Below are 26,186 nucleotides of genomic sequence, written 5' to 3'. Positions count from 1 at the left end.
CAGGCCGGCGCCCCGAGGTGTCCTACTTCACCACCAGTTCGTTCTTGATGGTCGCCGCCGTCGCGGCCCCGTGCGCCGTCTTCTCGGCCGCCGCCTTGGCCGCCGCCGACGCGACCGTGCCCTTGAGCGTCACGACCTTGCCGTCCGCCGACGTGTCGACGTTGATCGCCGAGGCATCGAGGCCGGCCGTCGCCGCCAGCGCCGCCTTCACTGCGGCGGTGGTCGCCGCGCTCGACATCGCGGTCGCCGCCGCCTGCGTGGCCTTGGCCGCTGCAGCCGCCGCGTTCGCGCCCGCCTGCATCATGTTGGTGGCCGCGTCGGCGCCCTGCTGTCGCGCCGCCTCGGCCATCTGCCCGGCCGCCTTCTCCATCTCGGCGCCCGCCTGCTCCATCTTGGCGCCCATCTCCTTGGTGGCCGCTTCCACCTGGCGCGTGGCTTCGGCCGTGGCGGCCTCCACCTGCTTGGCGGCGGCCTCTGCCGCCTTGCGAGCCTCTTCGGCCTGTCGCTCGGCCTCTGACTGACCGCAGCCCGCCGCCAGGCTCGCCATCAGCACAACGGCCGCCATCGTCATGGTCGTGCGCACGTTCGTACTCCTCGGAAAGGGTTGACGCGAACGCGCGCCTCACGCGCGCGTTCCGGAGAAGAGAACGATAGTCACAAGCCCGACCGCACGGCAAGGACAGGCGGCCAGCCCGGCAGTGGGCGCGCGTACGTCAGACCACCGAGCGGCCGGTCGCCAGTCGCACGACCAGCAGGACCAGCGCGACCACCAGCAACACGTGCAGGAAACCCCCGAGGGTGTACGAACTCACCATGCCGAGCAGCCAGAGGACGACGAGGACGACGATGAGCGTCTGCAACATGGGTGGACTCTCCCGAGGAGGCGACGACGCGACGCGCGCCGGACGGCCCTGCCTGGCCTCCACAGAGCAGTGATCGTGCCAAGGTGGCCAGGCCGTTCCGTCAGGCCGCAGGCGTCGGGCGAGGCCGGACTGCCGGCCCGGGACTTGTTCGCCCGGCGTCGCTGCGGCGTTCTGAAGGAAAGTCACCTCTTCCGGAAGGAACCGCACCTCATGCGCATGTCGTTGTTCGCCCTGATCGGTACGGGCGCCGCCCTCGGGGCCTCGCTCGCCATCCTGCCCCCGGCCTACGCGCAGGGGCGCGCGAAGGCCGCTGCCCCCAAGGCGCCACCGAAGGCGGCTGCGGCCCCGAAGCCGAACCCGACAGTGAGTCTTGCAGGACTACAGGTGGTCGCCCGCAGCCTCGGCAAGGGCCGGTTCCGGGATGCCGTGGCCTTCGATGGTCAGCCAGGCGTGTCGATCGGCCTGGCGGTCAAGGTTGCCCCGGGCACCGCGATCCTCGAGATCGAGGATGACGACTGCGAGGTCACCGCCTGGACGGATGACAAGCAGACCGACATGAACATCGAGCCCGACTGGGGGTCGTTCCCGACCTTCACCGAGGACCAGAGTGCCGGCCTGATCTCCGTGCGGACGCCGATGCTGCCGGCCGCGGGGGCCTCGTCGATGACGCTGACGGGTACGCTGTCGGTGACCACCGCCGCCGGCACGCGCACGGTCCAGGCCAAGAAGGTCGCGCTCGCGAAGGGCACGTCGTTCCAACTCGGGACGATCGCTGCCAGCATCGGCGATTTCGAGCCCTCCGACACCGGCGGCGCCATCACGGTGAAGATGACGGGTGCCGGCGTGGGGGCCATGAAGCGCCTTCGCTTCCTCGACGCAGCCGGCACCGAGATCGAGTCCGACGCCAACGGATCGATGACCTCGCCGGGGGAGGCCGAGTACAGCTACACGCTCAAGGCCAAGGCCACGACCGCGACGATCGACGTCGAGCTCTGGCAGAACCTGCAGACGACGCCCGTGCCGTTCACCATCACGGCGACGGTCGGTAGCTTCAAGTAACGTTCGATGTGTGACGTGCCGCGTGCCGGGATGCCCTGAGTGATGTTCGGCATTCCCGGCATCGCAGCATCGCGGCATCACTTTGCCGGCGTGGCCTTGCCGTTGGCGATTGCTGCGCCGAGGAGCGCCGTCGCCTTCGCGTCGGCCGCATCGAGTGCCGCTTCCAGTTCCCGCCCGAGCGCCCGCATCTCGGCGCCATGCCGTTCCATGGGCTGGGCGGCTGCTCTCATCTGCTCGCCCAACGCTCGCTGGTGCTCGGCCAGGCCCTGTATCTGGGCACGCAGGTCCTCGGTCAAGCGCTTCGATTCCAGTCGGGCCTGAGCGGCGGCCTCCCTGGCCTCACGCCGTACCGCGTCAAGGCGGGCGAGGTCGGCCTCGGTGAGCGCCTTGTCCGACGTGCTCTCCGAGCGCTGCGACTGGCGCATCTCGTCAGCGACACGTCGTGCGTGCACGGCCGCGAGGCGGGCCATCTCGGCACCGAGCTCGGCCTGTTTCGCGGCGAGTTCGCCCTGACGAGCGGCGACCTCCCCCTGACGCTCGCCCTGCGCGCCCATCCGCTCTCCCACACGGCCCATCTCGTCGCCGATCGCCTTCAGCGGCACGAACGCGTCGCGCACGGCCTGGATGGTCACGGGATCGCGTGTCACGAAGGCGCGTCCGTCAGCCTCGAACCAGAGCAGGCGATCGGTCGGCGACTGTCGCTGCCGTTCGGCGGCGGCGCGCTGCCGGTCGTTGCCCATCTGCATCTCGGAGGCGTCGGGCGAGACGAGGACCCACGGCGTCCGTAGCCGCGAGTCGCGGTGCCCCGCCTGCTGCTGGTCGTTGCGCGCGGGCGGCGCTGGTGGCGCTAGTGGCGCGGGCGGCGCGGGCGGCGCGGGCGGCGCCGGAGGCACGTCGCCTGGCTGCGTGGCCTCGGCGGGCGGGGGCTCGGGCGGGTCCGGCGGCAGCGGCGGCTCGGGCAGATCGACGAGCGCACTGCGGTCCGGCGGGGTCACGGCCGCCACTGGCGCCACGGGCGGCACCGGGGGGGCGGGCGGGGCAGGCCGCTGGGCGACCAACGTGAGCGGGACGCACACGGCCGTGGCCGCGGCAACCATCCACCACCAGCGCGAGGCGGGGGTGCGGGAACGATCGAGCATGATGAGTCTCCTCTTCAACTGGACGAACGAGGGAGACGCGCCCGCGGCCGCAAGCACGTCGTCTGTGGTGGCCACTCCGAGCTTGACGAGCATCCGGCCGTAGTCGGCCGGCGCCACGTCGAGGGTCTGCAGTACGTGCGCGTCGCAGGCTTCTTCGCGTGCGGCGAGGTATTCGCGGACGGCGAGGCGCGCGAACGGGTCGAAGGCGAACACCCGCACCGCGATCGCGGGCACCCAGCCCCAGGCGAGATCGCCGCGGCGCACGTGCGCGAGCTCGTGTCCGAGCACGAGGTCGAGCTGCTCGCGCGACAGCCGGTCGGCACCGTCGGCCGGCAGGAGAATCGCCGGTCGCAGGACGCCGGTCAGCAGCGGCACCGCGGCGAGCCGCGACGCGAGCACGCGCGGCATCACGCGCAGCGCGAACCGCTCCACGAGCACCGTCGCGCGCCTGGCGATGCTGGCGGCGACGGGCGTGGCCTCGGCGCGCAGGCGTCGGGCGTGGGCCAGGGCGCGGGCGAGCCCACGCAGCTGAAGAGTGAGCAGTGCGAGCCACGCGGCGGCGAGCGCCACGGGCCAGAGCGACATGTACGTCACGGTCGCCACGGGCACGGGAGTCGACGCGGACTGGGCCTCATCGGACGGACTGCTGCCCGTCGTCGCGCGGTCGCGCACGGTGCCACTCGCGGGTACCCGTGGGGATCGATGGACGGCAGGAGAAACCTGGGTCAGCGCGGCTGGCGCGGGGAGCAGTGGTACACCGATGCCGGGCACGGGCAGCAGGCCGAGCAGCAGCTTCAGCGACACGAGCCACCACAGCCAGGCCCGCACATGCGCCGGGAGCCCTGGCAGGAGTCGGCACACGCCCCATACGGCCAGCCCGACGACCGCCGCTTCCAGTGAGGCCTGGCCCAGGGTGGTGACGAGGTGCAGCGCGCCTGCACGCGCGCCGTCGATCATGGTGACCAACGCCATCACGACCTCCGCGCCTTCGTCTGCAGGCGGGCCACCAGTGCCTCGAGCTCGGCGAGCTCGTCCGGCGTGACCTCGGCGTCCTCGCTGAGGTACGCCACGAACGGCGAGACGGAGCCGCCGAGAGTCCGTGACACGAAGGTGCCCACGGCATCCTTCAGCACGTCCTCCGGGCCGGCGTCCGCCGTGTAGCGGAACAGGCCCTGGACCCGCCGGCGGGTCAGGTGTCCCTTCTTCCTGAGCCGCTCCATCATCGTGAGCACCGTCTGGCGCGCGAGGCCGCGGGCGGCGCCATACTGCTCCGCCACTTCGCCGACGGTGATCGCCGGGTGTTCGGCCAGCCAGGTGAGGAGGGCGAGTTCCTGCTCGCCGGGGCGCTTCGGGGACAGGGCGTGCATCGGGGACTCCAGGGTGACTACAGTTGTAGGCAGCAGGGCCATCCTGCCACTGACTACAGTTGTCGTCAACCTCGGAGTCTCAGACGAGGGACGCGAGCCGGAAGTTCACGAGCCCGCCGCGCTCAGCGGTCCTCGCGGACGAGGTGCTGCCGTGGCGGCCCTGTTCGCCGACCTGACCGGTCTGCCAACGCCTGGCGCGCCCTGCAGTAGCCTGTAGCCCTGATGACCGTGCATGCCCGACTGATGTGGGGACTCCTCGCGGCGGTGGCTGCCGCAGGGGCCGTGGCGGCGCAGGACCGTCCGTCGGTGTCCGACGAGCCGGCAGCGCTCTGGCGCACCTTCGAGCGGCCGCCCGACGAGGCGCGCGTGATGATGCGCTGGTGGTGGTTCGGTCCGGCCGTCACCCCGGCCGGCCTCGATCGCGACCTGCAGGCCATGCGCGACGGCGGCCTCGGTGGCGTCGAGGTGCAGCCGGTCTATCCGCTCGCGCTGGACGGCGCGACGCCCGAGACGCAGGTGCGGCCGTTCCTGTCGCCCTCGTTCCTCGAGGCGGTGACGCATGCCCGGGGCACCGCCGCACGCCTCGGACTGCGGTTCGATCTCACGCTCGGCAGCGGCTGGCCCTTCGGCGGCCCTGGCGTGAGCGTCGCGGATGCCGCTGGGGCGTTGCGCATCGAGACAGTCCCCCTCGTGGCAGGCGCCCGCGTCGTCGGGCTGCCTGCCATTGGCGCCGGTGAGTCGCTGCTCGCGGTCTACCTCACGGCTGGCTCGGCGGCACCGACCGCAACCGCCGCGTTTCGCCGCGTGGAGGCCACGCCGTCCGACGGACGCGTGGTGCTGCAGGCCCCGGTCGACGGTCCGCACCAGGCCTGGGTGTTCATCGCGAGCCGTACGGGCATGATGGTCAAGCGGCCCGCCATCGGCGGCGAGGGCTTCGTGCTCGACCATTACGATCGCGGCGCGCTCGGCCGGTACCTCGGCCATGTCGGTACGCCGCTGCTCGGCGCGCTCGCGTCAGCGCGCCCCTACGCGACCTTCTGCGACAGCCTGGAGGTGTTCGGCTCGGACTGGACGCCGGGGCTGCTCGACGCCTTCCGGTCGCGCTACGGCTACGACCTGCGCGAGCACCTGCCGGCGCTCGTGGCGGGCGACGACGATCGCAGCCGCGGCGTGCGTCACGACTGGGGGCAACTGCTCACCGAACGCCTCGAGACCGAGTTCCTCGGCCCGCTCGCGCAGTGGGCGCACGAGCACGACACGCGCCTGCGGGTGCAGACGTACGGCATCCCGCCGGCACGTCCGTCGAGTGCGGGGCTTGTGGACCTGCCCGAGGGTGAGGGCGCGCAGTGGCGGACCGTCACGTCGGTGCGCTGGGCCTCGTCGGCCGCGCATGTCTTCGGCCGCCCTGTGGCGTCGTCGGAGACGTGGACGTGGCTGCACTCGCCGTCGTTCGCGGCAACGCCGCTCGACGTCAAGGCCGAGGCCGATCGCCATTTCCTGCAGGGAGTCACACAGCTGATCGGGCACGGCTGGCCCAACACCCCCGCTGGGGTCGACTGGCCGGGCGCACGCTTCTACGCGGCGGCGGTCCTCAGCGACGCCAACCCCTGGTGGATCGTGATGCCCGACCTCTCGCGCTACCTGCAGCGCACGAGCGCGATGCTCCGCGCGGGCACGTCGGCCAACGACGTGGCGCTCTACCTGCCGACCGCGGACGCCTGGTCGCGCATGCGGCCTGGCAAGGTGCACCTGTTCGAGATGCTGCGCGATCACGTCGGGAGCGCGCTGGTCGGCAGCTTGCTCGACGCCGGGTTCGGCTTCGACGTCGTGGACGACGCGCGGTTGCAGGTGGACGCGCGCGTCGACGGCCGCGAACTCGTGATCGGCAAGGCTCGCTTCAGGGCCGTCGTCGTGCCAGACGCCGCCATCGTGCCGCCGCAGACGATGGACCTGCTCGTCTCGTTCGCGCGTACGGGGGGCACGGTGATCGCGACGACGCAGGCCCCGTCAAGGGCTCCCGGCTTCCGCGCGGGCGCGGACGCCCATGCGCATGTGGCGCGCGCGTCCGACACGTTGTTCACCGGTGCGTCTCCGCTGGGACTCCTGGTGGTGAACGATGCCGACGCGGGCCCTCGCCTGGCCGCGCGCGTGACGCCAGACGTGGCATGGGGAACGGACGCATCGGCACTCGGGTTCGTGCACCGACGGGTCGGCGACGCCGACGTCTACTTCGTGGCCAACACCAGCAATCGCCCCGTGACGACGACGGCGGCCTTTCGCGTGTCGGCGACAACGGCCGAGCGATGGGATCCGCGTACGGGCGACCGACAGCGCCTCACCGTGACGCGAGAGGGCGCCGCGGTGCGCGTGCCCATCGCGCTGGCGCCGTATGCGTCGATGTTCGTGGTGTTCGCGCCCGGGCTTGGTCTGGCTGCCCCCGACAGCACGGCGTGTCCCTCGCGTGGTACCGACGATCTCGGCGCCGGCTGGCAGCTGACGTTGCCCGACGGTCGCGTACGCGCGCTGCCGTCACTCACGTCCTGGCATGAGCAGCCGGACCTGACATTCCATTCCGGCGTGCTCAGCTACCGCCGGGACATCGACGCGGCGCCGGCCGTGGTCGCAGGCGCGTGCCCGGTGTGGCTGGACTTCGGTGAGGGCCGCATCCACCCCGAGGAGAAGCTCACCAACGGGATGCGCGCGTGGCTCGACGCACCGGTTCGTGATGGCGGGGTGGTGTTGGTGAACGGCCAGGAGGTGGGCGCGGTGTGGTCGGCGCCCTTCCGCGTCGACGTGCGCCGCGCCCTGCGTCCCGGCCGCAACACGCTGGAGGTGCGTGTCGGGAATACCGCGCTCAACCGCTGGGCCGAACGCCCGCAGCCCGACTACCGGCTGCTGCACCTGCGGTACGGCAAGCGCTTCGACCCGCAGGACATCGACAAGGTGGTGCCGCTGCCGAGCGGCCTCATCGGCACGCCACGGCTGGTGTACTGAGCGCACGGTAGGGCGCGGTCTCCGACCGCGCCGCTGTGAGATGCCGGCGGGGTGGGACACCCCGCCCTACCTCGTTGCTGCGGCTACTTCAGCGGCTTCACCATGATGTTCTTGTAGTGCACGCGGCTCTTCGGGTCGTGGCCCTGGATCGCGAAGGTGCCCTTCGAGATCAGGCGTCCCGCCATGTCGGCAGGCCGCTGCACGCCCTCCGGTTCGGTGTACTCGACGGTGGTCTTGCCGTTGACCTTGATGGTCACCTTCTTGCCCTGCACGATGATGTGCTGGGTGAACCACTCGTTGTCCTTGGCGGGCGCCGTGTTCATCACGTTGACGATGTTGTAGAGGCTGCCGGTGCGGATCGGGTCGGTGTGCGAGTTGTTGACCTGCACCTCGTACCCCTTGGACGGCCAGCCGCCTTCCTGGTACTCGGTGTGGAAGTACATGCCCGAGTTCGCGCCCGGGAACGTCATCACGTCGGCCTTGTACTCGAAGTTCGTGAACACGTGGTTCTGGACCGGGCCCTGGTAGTACAGGTGCGCGCGCGGGCCGAACACGACCAGGGCGCCGTCCTCGACCTTGAAGGTGGCGGCGTTCTCGCCGACCTTCCAGCCGTCGAGTGTCTTGCCATCGAACAGCGACACCCAGCCGTCCTGCGCCTCGAGGCGCGTCACGGATTGCGGGGCGAGGAGCAGGAAGGCGCCGGCTGCGGCGGCGAACAGGGACAGGCGAATGCGCATGAGACCTCCGGAAGGAATTTGCCGGAACTCTAACAGAATGCCTGGAATGCGGGTACATGCCCGCCGGCCGGTGTGAACATCGGCCGCCACGAACGACGGGCCTGGGCGTCAGGCCTCGCGTGTTCGCCAGGGCTCCCCCGGGAGGCGTGCGCCGCCTCGTCAGCCGACCATGCCGCCGGAGTGGTGGTCTCCGCCATTTCCGGCATCGCGGCATCTCGGCATTCCCAGCCCATGGGACAATCGTTCCGGTCGTGATTACCTTCTCGAAGATTTCCAAGCAGTACGGTCGGCAGGTCCTGTTCGTCGACGCGTCGTTCCAGCTCAATCCCGGCGAGCGCGTCGGCCTGGTCGGGCCCAACGGCGCCGGCAAGTCCACGCTCTTCCGGATGATCGTGGGCGAGGAGACGGCCGACGACGGCGAGATCTCCGTGCCGAAACGGCTGACGGTCGGGCACTTCAAGCAGGACGTCGAGGAGATGAGCGGACGCTCGGTGCTCGACGAGGCCATCGCGGGCAGCGGGCGCGTCGGGACGCTCCACCACGAGCTCGAGGCCCTGCAGCACGCGATGGGCGACCCCGACCGGGCCGACGACATGGACCGCATCCTCGAGCGGTTCGGCGAGGTGCAGGAGGAGTACGACCACCTCGGCGGCTACGCGCTCGAGGCGCAAGCGCGCGACGTGCTCGAGGGGCTCGGCTTCGAGGCCGACCAGATCGACGGCGACGTCGGCGCGCTGTCGGGCGGCTGGAAGATGCGCGTGCAGATGGCGCGCGCGCTGCTCGGCAAGCCCGACGTCCTGCTGCTCGACGAGCCGACCAACCACCTCGACATCGAGTCGATCCTCTGGCTCGAGTCCTTCCTGAAGTCGATCGACTCGGCGCTGCTGATGACCTCGCACGACCGCGAGTTCATGAACCGCATCGTGTCGAAGATCGCCGAGATCGACGGCGGCGAGATCACCGTCTACTCGGGCAACTACGAGTTCTACGAGCGCGAGCGGGCCCAGCGCGAGGCCAATCGCGAGGCCGCCTACGCGCGTCAGCAGGCGATGCTGGCCAAGGAGCAGCGCTTCATCGAGCGCTTCTCGGCGCACGCCGCCAAGGCCGCCCAGGTGCAGAGCCGCGTCAAGGCGCTCGACAAGATCGAGAAAATCGAGCTGCCGAAGAAGCGCAAGGTCGTGCAGTTCAAGTTCCGCCAGCCGCCGCGCTCGGGCGACAAGGTGGCGGTGCTCGACGGGCTCACCAAGGCCTACGCCACGCGCGTCGTCCACGACGGCCTGTCGATGAACATCCAGCGCGGCGAGCGCTGGTGCGTGATGGGCAAGAACGGCGCGGGCAAGTCGACCTTGCTGAAGATGATTGCCGGCGTGCTGCCGCCGGATGCCGGGCAGGTGACGCTCGGCGCCAGCCTCCAGATGGGCTACTTCGCGCAGCAGTCCCTGCAGTTGCTCGACCCCGAGCTGACGATCGAGGAGCAGTTCCAGAAGGACTTCCCGCAGGAGTCGATCGGCGTGCTGCGCAACCTGCTCGGCGCCTTCCAGTTCTCGGGCGACGATGTGGACAAGCCGATCCGGGCGCTGTCAGGCGGCGAGCGGACGCGCCTGGTGATCGCCCGCATGCTGCTGTATCCGCCCAACTTCCTGGTGCTCGACGAGCCGACCAACCATCTCGACCTCGCCACGAAGGAGATGCTGGTGGAGGCGCTGCAGGACTTCGAGGGCACGATGATCTTCGTGTCGCACGACCGCATGTTCCTGCGCGGCCTGAGCACGCGCGTCCTCGAGCTGGGCGGCGAGACGGGCCGGGAGAAGGAGCCGCACCTGTTCCTCGGCTCGTACCCGGAGTACGTGGCGCGGACCGGACATGAAGCGCCGGGCGTGCACGCGTAGGTGAATTCGGAATTCAGAGTTCAGAATGCAGCGCGGGGCAGGCACCGCCGTGCTCCGCGTCAGGTTCAGGTCTGGGCGGGCACCGCTCCGCGGGAACGCTCCGCGCGTTCTCCACGACCCTGCCGCGAGCGGCGCTTCATTCCTGAACTCTGAACCGTGAATTCGCGCGTTGACCCGCGATTCGGGCCCGGCTGCTTGCATTCGGGCCCGAATCGCAATACAACGCGCGTATGCATCGCCGCGACTTCCTGAAGCAGGGCGGGGGCGCGCTCGCGCTCGCCGCCCTGCCGATCCCGGTCTCCATCGCCGCGCGCGCGCAGCCCAGGCCGCTGCGGGTGGGCCTCATCGGCACGGGCTGGTTCGGCAAGGCCGACCTGCTGCGCCTGATCCAGGTGGCGCCGGTGGAGGTGGTGTCGCTCTGCGACGTCGACACCCAGATGCTTGCCGGGGCCGCCGAGATCGTCGCTGGCCGCCAGGCCTCGAAGAAGACACCGCGCACCTATCGCGACTACCGCGTGATGCTGAAGGAGCGCGACCTCGACATCGCGCTCATCGGCACGCCCGACCACTGGCACGCCCTGCCGGCCATCGAGGCGATGAAGGCGGGCGCGCACCTGTACCTGCAGAAGCCGATCGGCGTCGACGTCGTCGAAGGGCAGGCCATCCTCGCCGCCGCGCGCAAGTACAACCGCGTGGTGCAGGTCGGCACGCAGCGGCGCAGCACGCCGCACCTGATCAACGCGCGCAATCGCGTGATCAAGGAGGGCCTGCTCGGCAAGATCGGCTACGTGGAGATCTACTGCTACTACCACATGCGGACGCGCGAGAACCCGCCAGACACCACGCCGCCCGCCTCACTCGATTACGACATGTGGACCGGACCCGCGCCGATGCGCCCGTACAACAAGCTGGTGCACCCGCGCAGCTGGCGCGCCTTCATGGAGTACGGCAACGGCATCGTCGGCGACATGTGCATCCACATGCTCGACATGGTGCGGTGGCTGCTCGATCTCGGCATGCCGACCCGCGTCAACTCCACGGGCGGCATCCTCGTGCAGAAGGACAGCAAGGCCAACACCAGCGACACGCAGACCGCGACGTTCGACTTCGGCGACCTGCCGGTGGTGTGGACGCACCGCACCTACGGCGACGCGCCTGACCCGAAGTACCCGTGGGGCGCGACGATCTACGGCGACAAGGGCACGCTCAAGGCCAGCGTGATGAGCTGGGACTTCATTCCGCGGGGCGAGGGCGGCACGCCACTGCACGAGGACGTGACCTACGAGTTCGAGCAGTTCCCCGAGGACCGCACCGAGAAGGACCTCGAGCGGCACGTCGCGCCGGCCATCCGCGGGCACATGAAGGACCTGCTGGCGTGCATCGAGAGTGGCGCGCGCCCCGTGGCCGACATCGAGCAGGGCCACATGTCGACGACGGCGTGCATCCTCGCCAACCACTCGATGCAGCTGCACCGGTCGCTCACGTGGGACGCCGCGGCCGGGCGCGTGGCCAACGACGAGGAGGCAAACCGCCTGCTCGCGCGTCCGTACCGCGCGCCGTGGGTCCATCCGGAACCGAAGAGCGTGTAGCAGACCAAGGGACAAGGGACACGTACGCAAGTCACGAGGGATGCCAGGGACAAGGGACGAGGTCGGCAAGGGAGCAGTGCCCAGAGGCGAGCCGTGTCGACTGTCCCTCGCGCTCCAGTCGCCTTGGTCCCCCTAGTCCCCCTAGTCCCTCTAGTCCCTATCCCTCGTCCCTTGTAGCCCTTGTGACTTGCGTACCTGTCCCTTGTCCCTTGTTCAGAGTGCCGCAAGCACTTCCTTCATGAGTCGGGTGGCGCCCTCGACGCCATCCCAGGGGCCGGCTTCGTATTCCAGCGCAATGGCGCCCTTGAACCCGCCGTTGTTCAGGATCCGCACACAGCGCTGGACGTCGAGGCTCTCCCAGCGACTCCAGTACTTGGCGTGCACGGTCGTGTGCGTGTACGGCATCAGCGCATGCAGGCCATGGTGGAGCATGTACTCGTGCTCCCAGTTGCCGAAGTCCGGTGACGCCTCGCAGTAGGGGTGGTTCACCTCGTCGAAGATGATCCGCAGGTTCATCGGGTCGGCGCTGATGCCCCAGTGGTTCTCGATCGTGACCTTCACGCCCACCTTCCCCCCGTAGTCGGCCATCTCCTTGAAGGACTCGATGGCGTTGCGGAGGTACTTGACCACCTCATCGTTGCGAGGGAAGCCCGTGGCGTTTGTCGCGCTGGGCGCGATGTCGGGGCCGCCGACGTTGACGCGCATCGATTTCGCGCCGAGCACTTTGCAGGCATCCAGCCAGACCTTGGCGATGCCGATGCCCTCGCGGCGCAGGGCCGGGTCGAGGTGCGAGATGTTGCGCGGGGCGTTGTTGGAGACGTGGTGGCACGCGACGCCCGTGGTGACCAGGCGAGACGCGAAGGTGTCGAGCCAGCGCTTCGCGGCCGTCGTCGACGGATCGAATTCGTACCAGTCGCCAGGTCCGTACTCGCGGGTGGTCTTGCGGAACATCGCGTCGTCGGTGATGTCGCCGAAGAGCGCCGACCACAGATCCATCTTGCGAACGCCCGGGAACGTGTCGATGGTGAACTGTGGGAAGTCCAGCATCGTGAGTTCGCGATACTTCTTCTTCATCGCGATCGCGGCCTGCACCTGTTCGGGGGTGGCGGTCGGGTCGGGCCGACGCTTGAACAGGTCCTTGATCGGATAGGTGTTGGACGCGAGGCGCGTGGCCTTCTCGGCGTCGGTCAGCGGGCGCGGGTCGGCAGAGACCGTGGCCGAGGGCAGGACGAGGCTGGCGCCTGCAGCAAGCGCAGCGCCCTTCAGGAAGGCACGGCGACCGCCGTCATCGTGGGTGGCGGTCGGGGAGGGCGCAGGCATGGGGGACATGCCTGCGATACGACGACCGCGGCGGGAATGCTTCCGCCGCGGCTGTACCCTCGCGACGACTCAGCGGGCGACGGCGAGCGCGAGCAGGAAGCCCGCGTCCTCGTCCGTGTAGCAGACCAGGGGACAAGGGACACGTACGCAAGTCACGAGGGATGCCAGGGACAAGAGGCGAGGTCGGCAAGGGAGCAGTGCCCAGAGGCGAGCCGTGTCGACTGTCCCTCGCGCTCTAGTCCCCCTGGTCCCCCTGGTCCCTCTAGTCCCTAGTCCCTTCGGTCCCTATCCCTCGTCCCTTGTAGCCCTTGTGACTTGCGTACTCGTCCCTCGTCCCTTGTTCATCGCGCCACGGCCAGCGTGAGCAGGAAGCCCGCGTCCTCGTCGTGCCAGGCGGCGGCCGGCGTGAACCCGACGGTCGTCAGCAGGGCATCCACGTCGGCCGGCTCGTACTTGTAGGAACTCTCGGTCCAGATCGTCTCGCCGGCCTCGAAGTCCACCGTCAGCCCTGCGCCCGGGATGTTCACGCGCTGCGCGGCCAGGCTCACCAGGTGCATCTCCATGCGCCGCGCCTGTGCGTGCCAGCGCGCGTCGTGGGCAAAGCGGTCGAGGCGGAAGTCGGCGCCGAGGTCCCGGTTGAGCCGCACCAGCAGGTTGGCGTTGAAGGCGGCCGTCACGCCCAGCGGGTCGTCGTACGCGGCCTGCAGTCGCTCCACCGGCTTGACCAGATCGGTCCCGATCAGCAGCGTGTCGCCCGGGCGCATGGCGCCGCGCACGTCGCGCAGCAGCGCCTCGGCCTGGGGCGGGTCGAAGTTGCCGATGTTCGAGCCGAGAAACGCCACGAGCATCGTCTCGCCGGCGTGCCGGCGCGCGGCGACCTCGTGCAAGCCGGCCTGGTAGAGCGCCACGTGCGTCTGCACGGCGATGCCCGGCAGGCGACGCAGGCGCGCCGTCGCGGCGTCGAGCGCGCTCTCCGACACGTCCACCAGGTGCACGTCGATGGGCTGCAGCCGGGCCGGGGCCGCCCCCTGCAGCAGCGTCGCGATCTTGTCGCCATTGCCGGGGCCGAGTTCGACGATGCGCGCGCGGCGCCCGGCGGCCTCGAGGATGGAGCGCCGGTGTGCACGCAGGAGGGCCGTCTCCGCCCGCGTGATGGGGTACCACGGCAGGTGGCAGATGGACTCGAACAGCGCCGACCCGAGGGCGTCGTACAGGGCGTGCGCCGGCAGGCGACGCGGACGCGTGCCGAGCAGGGCCGCGATCTCGCCGGCGAAGGTCGTCGGCTCGGCGGCGACGCTGGGGCGCGCGCGGAAGGGTGACTGAGGGACGAGGCGCATCGGCGCGGGGCTCATGCTTGTGACTCCACGGTGCGGAAGGTCGCGTACACGTACGGGTATCGCGGCCTGAACCAGTTCCTGAAGCTCGGACGCAGCAGGTCGCGCGCGGTCGCCGGCGAGGCGCCCTTCAGCACGCGGTGAGCCTCGTCGAAGAAGTCGGCGGAGTACTCGGGATATGACGGGATGGCCCGGAATCCGGGGAAGCCCGCGAACACGCTGGACGTCCACTCCCAGCCGTTGCCGACCAGGTCGTGCACGCCCCACGCCGATTGTCCCTCGGGGTGGGTGCCAACCGGCTCGGGCTCCCAACTCGAGAAGTCGAACACCCCGTGCGACGCGGTCGGCGCCGCATCACCCCAGGGGTAAGACCGACGCGACTCGTCCGGGCTGCCGTAGGCCGCCCGCTGGAACTCGCCTTCGGTCGGCAGGCGCCGGCCCGTCCAGCGTGCGTACGCCATCGCTTCGGCCTGGCTCACGTACACAGGCCACGCGAGCGGCAGCGGCAGGCACTCGAACATGCCGCGCCAGTACCAGGCACTCCCACGGCGCTCCCAGAAGATGGGATGCGCCTGGCCCTCGGCCTGCAGCCAGGCGCGGTCTTCCGCCGTCCACCACCGCGCATCCTCGTAGCCGCCGGCCTCGACGAAGGCGAGGAAGTCGCCGTTGGTGACGTTCAGCCGCTGGATGCGGAACGCCGGCACGTCGACGTCGAACGCCGGACGCTCGTTGTCCCAGCCAAAGGCCATGGCGTCGCGTGACTCACCGAGGCGCGCCACGCCCCCCGGCACCTGCACATCGCCCTGGGGCGTCGTGCCTGGCGTCGTGCGCACACCATACCCGGCGGGCGCGCGCTTGGCGTCGTGGGGGAGGCGATGCCACATGTACAGGAGCGTCTCCTGGTGCATCGCCTCGTGCTCGAGGATGGCGTACACCGCTTCGCTCCGGTCCATGAGGGGATGGCCCGGCTGGTCCAGGTCGGCCGTCGCGAGTGCGTCCAACACGCGGGCATCGGCCTCACGCACGAACGCCGACACCGTGGCTTCGTCCGGCCAGGCGAAGGCCGACGCATCGTGCCCGCCATCGTCCGGATCGATGCCACGGGCGAAGAGCCGCTCGAGGCGCTCGTCGATGCCGGGGCGTCCGAGGCCGCGCTTGACGAGCGTGTTCAGGCTGAAGCCCGGCAGGTGGCCGACGTAGAAGACGATCGGGTGCCGCTGGCTGATGGGCTGCGCGTAGAGCGTCCCGGGCGCGAGCACGTCGAACAAGGCCGTCGTGCGTGCACGGTTGCGCGTGTACCACTCGAGGGCGTGGCCACGATCGATGGCGCGTCCCGTGCGGGTCACGGATGGCGACGAGGCATTCGACGACAGGGGCAAGGCAGGGCTCGGCATCACGGACAGGCGGCGACCGGCGGATGGCCGTCCATCCGGGGTCACCGCCCATTCAGACTCCTGACACGCCCCTCCGGGTCCGGGTGAGGCCGGCCGCTCAGTTGCTGCGGCCGCGCCGGCGCGGCTGCGTGGGGCGCGGATCGGCCTGCAGCTGGGTGTCGTCCTCGCCCATCACCTTGAACGACCGCGTGACGCGGGAGCGGATGCCGTCCGACCCCTCGAGCGTGGCGACGATCTGGTAGTCGCCCGCCGGCAGTTCATGCAGGTTGAACGAGTGGGCCCGCGCGCCGTCGACGCCGTCGAGCTGGCGCTCGGTACTCGCGTAGAAGGTGGCCGCATCCACCGACAGTTGCAGGCGCCGGTTGCCGGCTTCCGGTTGGACGCGCACCACGATGCGCATGTCGGCGCCGGCAAAGGCCACCACGGGAGAGAACGTGACCGACTGGATCAGCTTGGAGTGGGGCGTGTCCTCGGCCAAAGGGGCCTCGGCAGGCGGCACCGGCGCCTGGGCGAGCGCCGGGGAAGCCATCACGCACAACCAACCAACGACTGCCAGCGGCCGCAGCATCGACGCCGAAACGCGTGTACCCATCACACACCATCCCGAAAACGCGTGGACGCGCTGGCGACGCGAACTCCCCGGGTCCGCGGCGGACCAGCTGTGAGCGGAGACAGCACCCTACAGCGAACCGTCCCCTATCGCAAGAGGCAAGCGCCTGATGGCAGCGGTGGGCCGGTGTGTCACGGAATCCTTGGGCTCATCAGGGTGATGCGAGGTGTTTCACGAGGGCGTCACACCGTTGCCACGTTCGGGTCGTAGAGACGTCCATGCCTGCCTCTGACCCACAGCCGCGCATCCATGCACAGACGACGGGAACACGCGCCGTGCGCGGTCTCGCCATCCGTGTCCTCGTGGCCGGCCTCTGTCTGACTGTGGGCGCTCCGGTGGCCATCGCCCAGGTCCTGCGGCACCCCCCGAAAGCCACGCTCGAGGCGGCGCCGCGGCAGTCGCTGGTGATTGCCGGGGAGCCGCTGGTCGACAGCAACAGTCCCGTCCTGTGGGATGAGGTCGAGGGCACGCCGCGGTTGTTCGTGATGACGTCCTTCGCGGGCGCGGCGCGTGTGTCGTCGGGAACAAGGCTCGGCGAGATCGAGGCGGGCGACCCCGTGCAGTGGGACGCCTGGCCGGTCGGCGGCGCGTGGATGGAAGCGGTCGTGAAGGCCGACGATGGCACCTGGTACGGCTACTACCACAACGAGGTCAGCACCGCGTGCCCCGGCGACAGCCGTGTGCAGCCGCAGATCGGCGCTGCGCGATCGACCGATCAGGGCCGCACGTGGACCAACCTCGGCATCGTCCTGGCGTCGCCGTCGCAGGACTGCGAGACGCGCAATCAGTACTTCACGGGCGGCGTGGGCGACTTCAGCGTGCAACTGTCGACGGATCGCAGCGAGCTCTACCTGATGTACTCGCAGTACACGCCGGACCTTGCCGGTCAGGGCGTGGCCGTCGCTCGCATGTCCTGGGCGGACCGGGACGCGCCCGAAGGACGTCTGGCGGTGTGGGACGGCCACGTGTGGCGGCCAGTCGAGGCCCAGTGGACCGACGATGGCGTGTTGGCGGGCTACACCTATCCGGTGGGGGCTTCACTGTTCACGGCCCACGACTCCCTGCACGACGGGGGCACATCGGACGTGTACTGGGGCCCCTCCGTTCACTGGAACGACCATCTCCAGCAGTACGTGATGCTGCTCAGCCGGGCCGGCACGCCCGGGTTCGGGCAGGATGGCATCTATGTGTCCTTCTCCCCGACGCTGACCGCCCCTGGCAAGTGGACGTCCCCGGCGCGGATCCTGTCCGGAGGCGAGTGGTACCCGCAGGTCGTGGGCCTGGAGCCCGGCACCGGGTCGGACAAGGACGCGGGCGCTGTCGTCAGGTTCTTCATGGCCGGCGTATCCGAGCACGTCCTCGTCTTCACCAACGACTGACCTGGTCGTGTGTCCCCTCGCGACCGCCTGGTGCGGCTGGGCGTCGCCCACAAGGGACACCGGGACGGGAGTGAGCGGGTCGAATCACCGATCGATACCCGTCGTGGTGTCTGCACGCGGGGACACATCAGCTGGTATCCGTCTTGCTGCACGGTGAGTCGATGGTCTTTCCCTGGAGCACGCCCGTGAACAAGCACATCCGAGGTCTGCTGGTGACCGCTGCCGTCGCGGCCGCGATCGCGCTCATCCCCGACGCCGCATACGCGCAGCGTGGAGGTCGTGGAGGTGGTGGGGGCGGAGGGACTCCCCGTGGTGGCGGTGGTGGTGGCGCCGTGATGGGCGGAGGCGGCGGGGGCAGCACGGGCCGCATGGCGGTGCCGCGCGGTGGTCATGGTGGTCCTGTCTATGGCGGGGGCGGCTATCGCGGCGGCTATCGCAACGTATACGCGGCTCGCCCTGCGTACTGGGGTGGCTGGGGCCTCGGGTGGGGTTGGGGTGGCTACTGGGGCGGCTACGGCGGCTGGGGCGCGTGGGGACCGGGCTGGTGGGGGCCGGGCTACGCGAGCAGCATGTGGTGGCCCGGCTTCGGCTGGTGGGGCGCGCCGGCCCTGTACGCACCGCCGTTCGGGATGTGGGGCATCACCAGCGACGCGCGCCTGATGGTGCAGCCGCGCAACACGGAGGTGTACGTCGACGGCGCGCTGGCCGGCATCGTGGATCAGTACGACGGCGTGTTCCAGAGCCTCACGCTCTCGCCGGGCACGCACGAGATCGCGTTCTACCTCGAGGGGCACAAGAAGCAGGTGATGAACGCCTACGTCGCGCCGGGCTCCACGCTCAAGGTGCGGCACACGATGGAGCAGCTGCCCGCTGGCGCACCGGAAGACGAGCGGCCGACGCCGTCGGTGCGTCCGCAGCCGGCCGCGAACGTGCCGCCCGACACCGGGCAGTGGCCGGCGCAGGGGCTGCCCCAGGCGCCGCCGACGGTGCGCGAACCGCGGCCGCAGGAGCCGCGCCGCGTGACCGGCGATGCCGGGCTGCTCGTGATTCGTGTGCAGCCAGCCGATGCCGAAGTAGTGATCGACGGCCAGCCGTGGGACCTGCCCGGCAATGGGCGGCCCCTCGAGGTGCGCGTGCCCGCCGGTCGCGTGCGCATCGAGATTCGCAAGCCCGGATTCGCGCCATTCTCGACCGACGTCACCGTGACGCCCGGCGAGGTGACGCCGCTCAACGTGAGCCTGCCGTCGCGGGGACAGCAGCTCTGACCGAACCCTCCCCGCCCCACGGTCGGGACGTGGGCATCCTGCCCTCGTCCTGACGCGTGTGCTCCTTCCTGCGGCGAACACGAGCGCCTTCACGGGCTCGCGTGACACCTCGAGGGGGAGCCCTTCCTCATACGCAGTTCATACCGCAGTACGGCCAGCGGCGCCCTCGGGTGTCGCTGGCTCCTCCCGCCATGGCCGCGCATCAGCGGCGCCAGAGATAGGGCAGCAGGCGATAGCGGAACAGCCGCGGCACGGTGTGGTTCGTCAGGCGCCATCCTTCGGCCGACGTCCACCACCCCCAGCGCGACCATCGGGGCCACGACGACGCATGCATGTCGTACAGGGTGACCGACTTGCCTTCCCACGCTCGTCGAGCGGTGAGGTGGGCGCGCAGCCCCTCGAAGTCCGACATCACCAGCACGACCCGGCGCCAGCCATGCGTCTCGAGGATGGGCCAGCTGAACGCGGCGTTCTCGGCCGTGTTGGTCGCGCGGTTCTCGAGATGGACGCGCTCTGACGGGACTCCGTGCGCCACGAGCCACTCAGCGAACCACTCCGCTTCGGTCTGCTCACGGCCGGGCATCTTCACGCCGCCGCTGACGATGAGGTGGGGCGCCAGTCCGGCCTCGAAGACCGCGAGGCCCTGACGCAGCCTGGCATCGGCCTTCCAGGGCTCGCCGCAGCCGAAGACGAGCGCGACGTCGGCAGGCGTCGTGGGAGGGCGATGGACGTCGAGGCACCATCCGGTGGCGAGGCAGCCGAGCAGGACGGCGATCAGCAGGAGGAGCACGAAGACGACGAAGGCAGTCACGGTCGAGCCTTCGCACCATACCACTGGCCGTGGGTTCGCCTCAGGGACATGGTGTGGGCGCGAACCCCGAGGGGCGCGGCGTCGGCTGGCGAACGGCGGAGCACGGTTCGCGCGGCCTCGATCAGCGGGCGCCGAAGGCGAGTGTCGTCACGACCGGGTAGTGGTCGGAGCCATACATCGAGTCGAGCCGGCGATGCGTGGCGGTGACGTCGGGCGGCAACCGCACGAAGACGTGATCGAGTCGCCAGCCGTTGCGCATCGTCGGCCGGGGATCCGGCGGCGGGCCTTGCGGAAAGGTCTCGCGGAGCAGGCGCAGCGCCTGCTCGTCGTCGCCCAGCCAGGTGTTCAGGTCGCCGCCGAGCACGACGCCGTTGTCGTCGGCGCCGGGGGCATGGGCATCGAAGCCGAGCGCTTCGACGAGCGCTTCGGCTTGGCGCGTGCGGCTGGCGCCCGCGCGCACCCAGGCCCGTCGCGCGCCCGACCGGTTCTCGAGGTGCACGCTCACGAGGCGCAGGCGCCAGGGGTGCCCATCGGGTGTGACGCCCTGCACGTGCCCTGAGAGCGCCACGCGCCGCTGGCGCTCGACGGGCAGTTCGATGGCGGCGAGATCGTTCAGGGGCAGCGTCGACAGGAGGGCGGTGCCCCGATCGGCGGCGGCCGCCCCTGCCGGCTCGAGGCGGTTGCGCTTGCCAGGCACGTACGCAAGGTGCCAGCCGAGGTCGGCGATAACGGCCGGCACGTCGCGGACGCCCGTGTCTTCACGGTCGTCGCCCGCCCGGGCCGGCGCCGTGGCCCGCACGACCTCCTGCAGCAGCAGGATCACGGCATCGGGCGGCGGCTCGCCGGCCCCCGACGCGAGGTCCCGCGCCAGCGCCAGCACATCGCCGCGCCCATCGTGCATGTTCCACGTCGCGATGACGACGCGCGCGGCCGGCCGCAGGGGCACCGACCCGAGGCGGACGAGCGGCGGCGCCACCTGCGCGCAGCGATGATCGAGCGCCGCGCGCTCGCCGGGATCGACGGGGTGGACCCAGGTCACGGCGGCGTCGCTCGCCACCCGGCATCCGTGCGTGGGCGTGGTGGTCGTCGTCATGCGCACGGGGGCGGCGCAGCCGGCCACCACAGCCGCGACCAGGGCCGCGATGCCCAGCCGACCCATGACGTGTAGGCGCGACATGTCGGCGCCTACAACTCCCGCGTCATCTCGATCATCGTCGGCCGGAACCCGGCGCGGGCGAAGAGGCGCTGTGCGGTGGCGTTCTGCGAGGCGGTCCAGAGCATCACGCGCGGCATGGCGCGCGACGAGAACCAGGCGGCGGCGGCCTCCAGCAGCGCGAGGCCCGCGCCCTTGCCGCGTGCGGATTCCTCGACCAGCAGGTCGTGCACGAAGCCGCACTCGTCGCGGAGTTCCTTCCACGACAGCGGTTCGATGCCGGCATACACGTACCCCACCACACAGCCGTCGACGTCGGCCACGTGCAGGAACACGTCCGGGTCGTCGATCTGGCTGCCCAGGAAGCGGCCGTAGCCGGCCTCGGGTGCGTCGCCGGGCGCCAGGAAGCGGCGCGCGTCGAACGCATGGTGCTGGCGCATCAGCTGCGCGCCGAGCCGGCCGAGGGCCGGCACGTCGTCGCGGGTGGCGGATCGAATCAGCATGGCAGCAGGCAGGTCGGCTAGTCCCGGGATCCCGGCTCCGCGTCGCGCGCGAGTTGTTCCTGACGGCGTCCGAGCCAGAAGGCGTTCGCCACCCACACGGCCGAGATCGGCACCGCGACATAGAGCGCAATCGCGGGCAAGGCCAGGCCGAGGGCGCCGAGCCCGGCGTAGGACCAGGCGCCGATCTGATCGCCGAGGCGGTAGACGGCCGTGTCGATGAAGCTCTTCGCCTTGTACTTGTCCTCGCGCGACAGCACCGTATAGAGCACCTCGCGGGTCGGCCGCGCGATGGCGAAGTTGCTGGCGCGTCGCGTGACCTGCAGCGCCACGATGGCGGCGATGGTCGGCATGACGCCGAGCCAGGCAAAACCCAGCAGGCTGAACAGCGGCAGGATCGTCAGCGTCAGCGCCACGCCGAGCGCGCCGAGAATGCGGCTGGTGAGGAACAGCTGCGTGATGAGGGTCAGCGTGTTGACCGCGAGATCGACCTTGCCGAAGAAGGCCGCGCGGGCGGCCCGATCGGCGAACGAGGTGGCGGCGATGTCCACCTGCTGGAAGTACAGCACGGTCGAGGTGAAGGTGTAGAGCAGCATGTACAGGCTGACGTTCAACAGGTAGGGACTCGCGAGGGTGCGATGGAACCCGGCGAGGACGCCTCCGCCGATGGGCGCATCCTCGCGCGCCATCCCGGTGGTCGTCTTCAATGCGGTGGCGAAGTGTGACAGGCGCCGCATCGCGAAGACCCCGACTTCCAGGAGGACCACCGAGACGAGCAGCAGCCACGTCGTGCCGACCCGTTCGGCCAGGAACGCGGGCAGTGACGAGCCGAGAATGGCGCCGACCGTCGCGCCGGCGGCGATGAACCCGAACAGCCGCTTGCCCTGTTCGCGGGAGAAGACGTCGACCATGAACGCCCAGAACACGGAGACGACAAACAGGTTGAAGACCGACGTCCAGACGAAGAACACGCCACCGGCCCACTTCTGGATGGTGGCGCCGCCGTACAGGAACAGCAGGAAGAACGCGATCAGGTTGGCTCCGAAGAACCGATAGGTGTAGCTGATGAAGCGGACCCGCGGCAGCCTGGCCACCAGCGCCGCGTATGGAGGGTTGACGGCCAGCATGGCCAGCAGCGTCGCCGTGAACAGCCAGGGTAGGTTCTCGACGCCGCTCTCGGCGCCCATCGCGTCGCGGATGGGCCGGAGAATCGAGTAGGCGAACAGCGCGCAGAAGCAGAAGAGCGACGCCCAGAGGAGCGCTGCCACTTCGCCGGGGCGCACGTCGATCAGGCGCGAGAGGACTCCCTGTCGTTCGGGCATGGTCGGCTAGTGTAACGACAGACCCCCACACCCGCGTTACAGGCCGCCTCGGATTGTCCGCCTGCGCCCCGGCCGACAGGCCCTCCCGGTGCCGTGTCACCGGCACCGGCCGCCCGGCATCGCGCCTGCACCTGGTGTTGGGCAATCGCACCGGACATGGCCGAGCCGAGGCCTGACGGCGGTCCGAATCCTATCGGGGGATTGCAGACGGGCGGCCTGCTGGCCGATTCTTCCTTGCGCGGACCAGTGACGGCCGCCCGGTCGGGCGACCGCCCGACCACCAGGGGAGAGACGATGATGCGTGTACGCGTGCTTGCCGCCGCGATGATCCTTGCGGCGTCCGGAGGCTGTGCGACGGTCAAGGAGACCTTGAAGACCACGCCCGACACGATCGAGCGCCCGGCCACCGGGGCGCCGGCGACCTTCGTGCGCGGAGACGGCCTCCCCAACGTGAACACCGCCTGCCTCACACCGATGCTCGACCAGCGCGACAACACCACGGTGGAGTTGGTGCGTTCGCGCAACGGGCAGGGCGACTACCGCGTGCCGGCCGGCAAGTACGGCGTCGGCGGTAACGAACTGCTGCGGATCGACTGCACGACCGGCGTGCCCAAGGGCATCGTCAGGGAGCAGTAGCGGGGACCGGGTACCGGGGACGGGGTCCCGGGTTCGGGCGTGGCCGCATCGGTAGGGCCGGCTCTCCGAGCCCGGCTTCACACCTTCAGGCCGGCACGTCGGGCTGCTGCCAGGCGCTCATCCCGCCATCGACCAGCAGCATCTGGCCGTGGACGTGCCACGCCGCGTCGCTCAGCAGGAACACGGCCGCCTCGCCGCACACCTCGGGGCCGGGCACGGCGCCGTTGGGCGTGTGCATCTGCATCCAGGCCATCGCCTTCGGATCGGCGAGGAATGCGTCGGTCAGCGGCGTGCGCACGAGCCCGGGCGCCATGCCGTTGACGCGGATGCCGCGCGGCGCCAGCGCTACGCACAGCGTCTTCACCATCATCTCGACGGCACCCTTCGACGAGTCGTACGCGGCGTGGTTCTGCTCGGCCAGCCGGCCGTTGATCGAGCCGGTGAAGAGCACGCGCCCCTGCGTGCCTGCCTCCACCCAGCGCCGCGCCACCTGCTGCGTCAGGAAGAACGGCGCCTCCACGTTGAGCCGCATCGTGCGCTCGAAGACCTCGGGCGTCACCTCGAGGAAGTGCGTCGTGTCGAGGCACGTGCCGGCGTTGTTCACCAGCAGGTCGAACCCGGGCATCGCCGCGTGCGCGTCGCGCGCGAGGCGTTCGGCCGCCTCGACGGGGCGCGACGACAGGTCGCCCTCGACGAGTTCGGCCTGCACGCCGGCCGCACGACACAGCGCGCGGGTCTGCTCCGCCTGCGCGTCGATGCGCAGTCCGTGGATCACGACGTCGGCGCCAGCCCGGGCGATGGCCACGGCAATCGCGCGTCCAACCCCTTGAGTGGCGCCGGTGATGAGGGCGCGATGGCCGCGCAGGGAAAGCATGTGGGGAAGAGTAGAAGAGTAGAAGGGTAGAAGGAAAGAAGGCAGGGCGGGAAGGGCGAAGGGGGAAGGACGGAAGGTAGGAAGGGCTCTCCGAAGGCGGCGAACGACAACGGGCGCGTCCTTGCGGACGCGCCCGTCGGGTCTCAGCGGCCTGGCCGCGTTACGGCTGGGCCGAGGCGGTGGCCGTCGGCGCGGGCGGCGTGCCGTACTCCCGGTCGGTCACGATGCCCGGCATCGGCACCGGGTAGCGGCCGTCGGCGCCGGCCCGGAGTGGCGCGGGACCGGTCTCGGTGAGGCGGTCGACAGTCGGCGCGAACTCGTGCGGGCAGTTGAGCATCTCGTCGTACGTGATCACGCGACCCGTGTGCGCCGCCATGCGGCCCATGCTCGTGATGAGGCTCACCTGTGCGCCTCGACGCACCTCGTTCCACGGACGATCGTTGCGGATGGCGTCGATCAGGTAGATCCACTCGATGCGGTAGGGACTCCGCTCCTCGGGCGGATACGCCCACGCCAGCTTCGTCTCGTCGATGACCTGTCCCTTGTAGATCCGGCAGCGCGCCGGCGTGTGGCGGTTGGTCGAGATCACGGCAACGCCCCTGGAACCGTGCGCGTACGAGGCGAACTCGCCGTAGGCGCCTTCGAGGTTGCGGCCGTCGAAGTGCAGCGTCGTGCCGTCGGGGAAGGTGTACTCGACCGAGTAGACGTCGAGGTTCTGGTCGACGTGGTCGCCGCGGTAGTGACGCGCGCCGAGGGCCTGCGCCTTCACCGGCCAGGCCTCCTTGATCATGCAGCACTCGTCGATGTTGTGGATGTTGTAGTCCGAGAACACGCCGCCCGACGCCCAGAGGAAGGCATGGAAGCGACGCAACTGGAACATCACCTCCGGCATCGACGGATCCGGCTTCACGAACACGTTGTTGCCGGGCCGCTGCATGCGGTAGGCGCGCATCGAGACGATGTCGCCGATCTGCCCGTCGCGCACGCGCTGCTGCAGATCGCGCCTGGCGTCGCAGTGCCGGCACATCAGGCCCACACCCACCTTGAGGTTCTTCCTGACCGAGGCGTCGGCCAGCTCGAACATCTTCCGCGTGGTCGGGCCGTCCACGGTGACCGGCTTCTCCATGAAGACGTGCAGGCCCTTGCTGATGGCGTAGGAGAAGTGCACCCAGCGGAAGGCCGGGGGCGTGGCCAGGATCACGACGTCGCCGGGACGCAGGCTGTCCATCGCCTGCTTGTAGCCCTCGAACCCGAGGAAGCGTCGATCCGCGGGGACGTCGATGGCGGCGGGGTACTTGGCCGACAGGGCCGCATGGCTCGACGCCAGCCGGTTCGGGAAGATGTCGGCCATCGCCACGAGCGTCAACGGCCCGTTCTCGGGAGACGAGAGGGCGTCGACGACCGCCCCTGAACCGCGTCCGCCGCAGCCGACGAGGGCAATCCGGATCGTGTTGCCCTGCGCCCCGTGGACGGCAGGCGCATTCAACGTGGTCAGGGCGGATGGCTGCATCACGGTCACCTCGCGCGTGTGGGGAGTGTGCCCGGAAGCATATCCCGCTCACGGGTAACGCCGCTTGTCCGCCGTAGCCTTGGCGAAGGCGGGCACGCCGAACGCCGGGGCCGCGACACGAGAACGGGCGCGCCCCGTGAGGAACGCGCCCGTGACGTCAGGGGTAAGGCCGGCTCTCCGAGCCGGCCGTAACCGTTGCCCTGCTACGGCTGCGCCGAGGCGGTGGCCGTTGGCGCGGTCGGCAGCGCGCCGTACTCGCGGTCGGTGATGAGGCCCGGCATCGGCACGTGGTAGCGCCCGTCGGGCCCGGCCTGGACCGGCGCGGGGCCGTTCTCGGTGAGCTTGTCGACGTTCGGCGCGAACTCGTGCGGGCAGTTCAGCATCTCGTCGTAGGTGATGACGCGGCCCGTGTGGGCGGCCATGCGGCCCATGCTCGTGACC

At 70.2% G+C, this 26,186-nt stretch carries 22 protein-coding genes and 1 pseudogene; 7 read left to right on the top strand and 16 right to left on the bottom strand.

Features of this window, described 5'->3' with window-relative positions; all coding sequences use genetic code 11:
- Positions 1 to 22 precede the first annotated feature (22 nt).
- A complete protein-coding gene (locus ACIRDX_RS10495) occupies positions 23 to 583 on the bottom strand; it encodes a BON domain-containing protein (protein WP_396625370.1) in 561 nt (186 codons plus the stop codon).
- 130 nt (positions 584 to 713) lie between these two features.
- On the bottom strand, positions 714 to 863 hold the full coding sequence (locus ACIRDX_RS10490) for a lmo0937 family membrane protein (protein WP_396625369.1): 150 nt from the start codon (positions 861 to 863) through the stop codon (positions 714 to 716).
- 210 nt (positions 864 to 1,073) lie between these two features.
- On the opposite strand from ACIRDX_RS10490, the gene ACIRDX_RS10485 reads away from it, so the two are divergent.
- The gene (locus ACIRDX_RS10485) at positions 1,074 to 1,922 is read left to right on the top strand and encodes a hypothetical protein (protein WP_396625368.1); all 849 of its coding nucleotides are present in this window, start codon (positions 1,074 to 1,076) and stop codon (positions 1,920 to 1,922) included.
- Between the two features lie 77 nt (positions 1,923 to 1,999).
- Here ACIRDX_RS10485 and ACIRDX_RS10480 read toward each other — a convergent pair whose 3' ends face one another.
- Both ACIRDX_RS10480 and ACIRDX_RS10475 read right to left on the bottom strand, forming a co-directional pair.
- Positions 2,000 to 4,033 carry a M56 family metallopeptidase gene (locus tag ACIRDX_RS10480; protein WP_396625367.1) on the bottom strand — a complete coding sequence of 678 codons (2,034 nt, stop codon included), beginning with the start codon at positions 4,031 to 4,033 and terminating at the stop codon, positions 2,000 to 2,002.
- A complete protein-coding gene (locus tag ACIRDX_RS10475; RefSeq protein ID WP_396625366.1) occupies positions 4,033 to 4,428 on the bottom strand; it encodes a BlaI/MecI/CopY family transcriptional regulator in 396 nt (131 codons plus the stop codon). Before ACIRDX_RS10475 ends, ACIRDX_RS10480 begins: the two co-directional genes overlap by 1 nt.
- A 222-nt stretch (positions 4,429 to 4,650) precedes the next feature.
- Between ACIRDX_RS10475 and ACIRDX_RS10470 the strand changes: the two genes are divergently transcribed.
- On the top strand, positions 4,651 to 7,422 hold the full coding sequence (locus ACIRDX_RS10470; RefSeq protein WP_396625365.1) for a glycosyl hydrolase: 2,772 nt from the start codon (positions 4,651 to 4,653) through the stop codon (positions 7,420 to 7,422).
- An 83-nt stretch (positions 7,423 to 7,505) separates the two neighbouring features.
- Here the strand turns inward: ACIRDX_RS10470 and ACIRDX_RS10465 are convergent, their stop codons facing one another.
- Positions 7,506 to 8,159: a DUF1080 domain-containing protein gene (locus ACIRDX_RS10465; protein ID WP_396625364.1), complete on the bottom strand. Its 654-nt coding sequence runs from the start codon at positions 8,157 to 8,159 to the stop codon at positions 7,506 to 7,508.
- Positions 8,160 to 8,410: 251 nt separating this feature from the next.
- On the opposite strand from ACIRDX_RS10465, the gene ACIRDX_RS10460 reads away from it, so the two are divergent.
- Together ACIRDX_RS10460 and ACIRDX_RS10455 are read left to right on the top strand one after the other, a co-directional pair.
- Entirely contained in the window at positions 8,411 to 10,048 is a 1,638-nt protein-coding gene (locus tag ACIRDX_RS10460; RefSeq protein WP_396625363.1) for an ABC-F family ATP-binding cassette domain-containing protein, read from the top strand.
- Positions 10,049 to 10,278: 230 nt separating this feature from the next.
- Positions 10,279 to 11,637 (top strand): Gfo/Idh/MocA family protein, encoded by a 1,359-nt coding sequence (locus tag ACIRDX_RS10455; RefSeq protein WP_396625362.1) that lies wholly within the window; start codon positions 10,279 to 10,281, stop codon positions 11,635 to 11,637.
- 213 nt (positions 11,638 to 11,850) lie between these two features.
- Here the strand turns inward: ACIRDX_RS10455 and ACIRDX_RS10450 are convergent, their stop codons facing one another.
- From ACIRDX_RS10450 to ACIRDX_RS10435, 4 genes are all read right to left on the bottom strand, one after another.
- On the bottom strand, positions 11,851 to 12,957 hold the full coding sequence (locus tag ACIRDX_RS10450) for a sugar phosphate isomerase/epimerase family protein (protein ID WP_396625361.1): 1,107 nt from the start codon (positions 12,955 to 12,957) through the stop codon (positions 11,851 to 11,853).
- 341 nt (positions 12,958 to 13,298) lie between these two features.
- Positions 13,299 to 14,294, bottom strand: coding sequence for an L-histidine N(alpha)-methyltransferase (egtD, locus tag ACIRDX_RS10445; RefSeq protein ID WP_396625360.1), 996 nt, complete (start codon positions 14,292 to 14,294; stop codon positions 13,299 to 13,301).
- 11 nt (positions 14,295 to 14,305) lie between these two features.
- A complete protein-coding gene (locus tag ACIRDX_RS10440) occupies positions 14,306 to 15,685 on the bottom strand; it encodes an SUMF1/EgtB/PvdO family nonheme iron enzyme (protein WP_396625359.1) in 1,380 nt (459 codons plus the stop codon).
- Between the two features lie 97 nt (positions 15,686 to 15,782).
- Positions 15,783 to 16,277, bottom strand: coding sequence for a hypothetical protein (locus ACIRDX_RS10435; protein ID WP_396625358.1), 495 nt, complete (start codon positions 16,275 to 16,277; stop codon positions 15,783 to 15,785).
- 236 nt (positions 16,278 to 16,513) lie between these two features.
- Between ACIRDX_RS10435 and ACIRDX_RS10430 the strand changes: the two genes are divergently transcribed.
- Positions 16,514 to 17,674, top strand: coding sequence for a hypothetical protein (locus ACIRDX_RS10430; protein ID WP_396625357.1), 1,161 nt, complete (start codon positions 16,514 to 16,516; stop codon positions 17,672 to 17,674).
- A gap of 185 nt (positions 17,675 to 17,859) precedes the next feature.
- The gene (locus tag ACIRDX_RS10425; RefSeq protein WP_396625356.1) at positions 17,860 to 18,939 is read left to right on the top strand and encodes a PEGA domain-containing protein; all 1,080 of its coding nucleotides are present in this window, start codon (positions 17,860 to 17,862) and stop codon (positions 18,937 to 18,939) included.
- Positions 18,940 to 19,141: 202 nt separating this feature from the next.
- Here the strand turns inward: ACIRDX_RS10425 and ACIRDX_RS10420 are convergent, their stop codons facing one another.
- The 4 genes from ACIRDX_RS10420 to ACIRDX_RS10405 form a co-directional block, all read right to left on the bottom strand.
- On the bottom strand, positions 19,142 to 19,750 hold the full coding sequence (locus ACIRDX_RS10420; RefSeq protein WP_396625355.1) for a YdcF family protein: 609 nt from the start codon (positions 19,748 to 19,750) through the stop codon (positions 19,142 to 19,144).
- Between the two features lie 121 nt (positions 19,751 to 19,871).
- Complete coding sequence (locus ACIRDX_RS10415; protein ID WP_396625354.1) at positions 19,872 to 20,927, bottom strand: endonuclease/exonuclease/phosphatase family protein; 1,056 nt, start codon at positions 20,925 to 20,927, stop codon at positions 19,872 to 19,874.
- An 8-nt stretch (positions 20,928 to 20,935) separates the two neighbouring features.
- Positions 20,936 to 21,406 (bottom strand): GNAT family N-acetyltransferase, encoded by a 471-nt coding sequence (locus ACIRDX_RS10410; RefSeq protein ID WP_396625353.1) that lies wholly within the window; start codon positions 21,404 to 21,406, stop codon positions 20,936 to 20,938.
- Positions 21,407 to 21,423: 17 nt separating this feature from the next.
- A complete protein-coding gene (locus tag ACIRDX_RS10405; RefSeq protein ID WP_396625352.1) occupies positions 21,424 to 22,725 on the bottom strand; it encodes an NTP/NDP exchange transporter in 1,302 nt (433 codons plus the stop codon).
- Positions 22,726 to 23,019: 294 nt separating this feature from the next.
- Here ACIRDX_RS10405 and ACIRDX_RS10400 point away from each other — a divergent pair, with 294 nt between their 5' ends.
- Positions 23,020 to 23,361, top strand: coding sequence for a hypothetical protein (locus ACIRDX_RS10400; RefSeq protein WP_396625351.1), 342 nt, complete (start codon positions 23,020 to 23,022; stop codon positions 23,359 to 23,361).
- A gap of 85 nt (positions 23,362 to 23,446) precedes the next feature.
- Here ACIRDX_RS10400 and ACIRDX_RS10395 read toward each other — a convergent pair whose 3' ends face one another.
- From ACIRDX_RS10395 to ACIRDX_RS10385, 3 genes and pseudogenes are all read right to left on the bottom strand, one after another.
- A complete protein-coding gene (locus tag ACIRDX_RS10395) occupies positions 23,447 to 24,235 on the bottom strand; it encodes an SDR family NAD(P)-dependent oxidoreductase (RefSeq protein ID WP_396625350.1) in 789 nt (262 codons plus the stop codon).
- Between the two features lie 160 nt (positions 24,236 to 24,395).
- Positions 24,396 to 25,745, bottom strand: coding sequence for a Gfo/Idh/MocA family protein (locus ACIRDX_RS10390; protein WP_396625371.1), 1,350 nt, complete (start codon positions 25,743 to 25,745; stop codon positions 24,396 to 24,398).
- 203 nt (positions 25,746 to 25,948) lie between these two features.
- Positions 25,949 to 26,186: pseudogene (locus ACIRDX_RS10385) on the bottom strand (hypothetical protein); the annotation flags it as partial.

This window comes from Luteitalea sp., assembly GCF_044337415.1.
Classification (GTDB): Bacteria; Acidobacteriota; Vicinamibacteria; order Vicinamibacterales; family Vicinamibacteraceae; genus Luteitalea.
The sequence above is the reverse complement of the archived record's forward strand: the minus strand, read 5'-3'. Positions and strand labels throughout refer to the sequence as shown.

Excerpts from the sequence above, each read along its gene's own strand:
- ACIRDX_RS10430 (WP_396625357.1), top strand. The coding sequence starts at position 16,514 with ATGCCTGCCTCTGACCCACAGCCGCGCATCCATGCACAGACGACGGGA.
- ACIRDX_RS10390 (WP_396625371.1), bottom strand. The coding sequence starts at position 25,745 with ATGCAGCCATCCGCCCTGACCACGTTGAATGCGCCTGCCGTCCACGGG.
- ACIRDX_RS10470 (WP_396625365.1), top strand. The coding sequence starts at position 4,651 with ATGACCGTGCATGCCCGACTGATGTGGGGACTCCTCGCGGCGGTGGCT.
- ACIRDX_RS10415 (WP_396625354.1), bottom strand. The coding sequence starts at position 20,927 with ATGTCGCGCCTACACGTCATGGGTCGGCTGGGCATCGCGGCCCTGGTC.
- ACIRDX_RS10455 (WP_396625362.1), top strand. The coding sequence starts at position 10,279 with ATGCATCGCCGCGACTTCCTGAAGCAGGGCGGGGGCGCGCTCGCGCTC.
- ACIRDX_RS10440 (WP_396625359.1), bottom strand. The coding sequence starts at position 15,685 with ATGCCGAGCCCTGCCTTGCCCCTGTCGTCGAATGCCTCGTCGCCATCC.
- ACIRDX_RS10475 (WP_396625366.1), bottom strand. The coding sequence starts at position 4,428 with ATGCACGCCCTGTCCCCGAAGCGCCCCGGCGAGCAGGAACTCGCCCTC.
- ACIRDX_RS10450 (WP_396625361.1), bottom strand. The coding sequence starts at position 12,957 with ATGCCTGCGCCCTCCCCGACCGCCACCCACGATGACGGCGGTCGCCGT.
- ACIRDX_RS10405 (WP_396625352.1), bottom strand. The coding sequence starts at position 22,725 with ATGCCCGAACGACAGGGAGTCCTCTCGCGCCTGATCGACGTGCGCCCC.
- ACIRDX_RS10485 (WP_396625368.1), top strand. The coding sequence starts at position 1,074 with ATGCGCATGTCGTTGTTCGCCCTGATCGGTACGGGCGCCGCCCTCGGG.
- ACIRDX_RS10490 (WP_396625369.1), bottom strand. The coding sequence starts at position 863 with ATGTTGCAGACGCTCATCGTCGTCCTCGTCGTCCTCTGGCTGCTCGGC.
- egtD (WP_396625360.1), bottom strand. The coding sequence starts at position 14,294 with ATGCGCCTCGTCCCTCAGTCACCCTTCCGCGCGCGCCCCAGCGTCGCC.
- ACIRDX_RS10465 (WP_396625364.1), bottom strand. The coding sequence starts at position 8,159 with ATGCGCATTCGCCTGTCCCTGTTCGCCGCCGCAGCCGGCGCCTTCCTG.
- ACIRDX_RS10400 (WP_396625351.1), top strand. The coding sequence starts at position 23,020 with ATGATGCGTGTACGCGTGCTTGCCGCCGCGATGATCCTTGCGGCGTCC.
- ACIRDX_RS10435 (WP_396625358.1), bottom strand. The coding sequence starts at position 16,277 with ATGGGTACACGCGTTTCGGCGTCGATGCTGCGGCCGCTGGCAGTCGTT.
- ACIRDX_RS10395 (WP_396625350.1), bottom strand. The coding sequence starts at position 24,235 with ATGCTTTCCCTGCGCGGCCATCGCGCCCTCATCACCGGCGCCACTCAA.
- ACIRDX_RS10480 (WP_396625367.1), bottom strand. The coding sequence starts at position 4,033 with ATGGCGTTGGTCACCATGATCGACGGCGCGCGTGCAGGCGCGCTGCAC.
- ACIRDX_RS10410 (WP_396625353.1), bottom strand. The coding sequence starts at position 21,406 with ATGCTGATTCGATCCGCCACCCGCGACGACGTGCCGGCCCTCGGCCGG.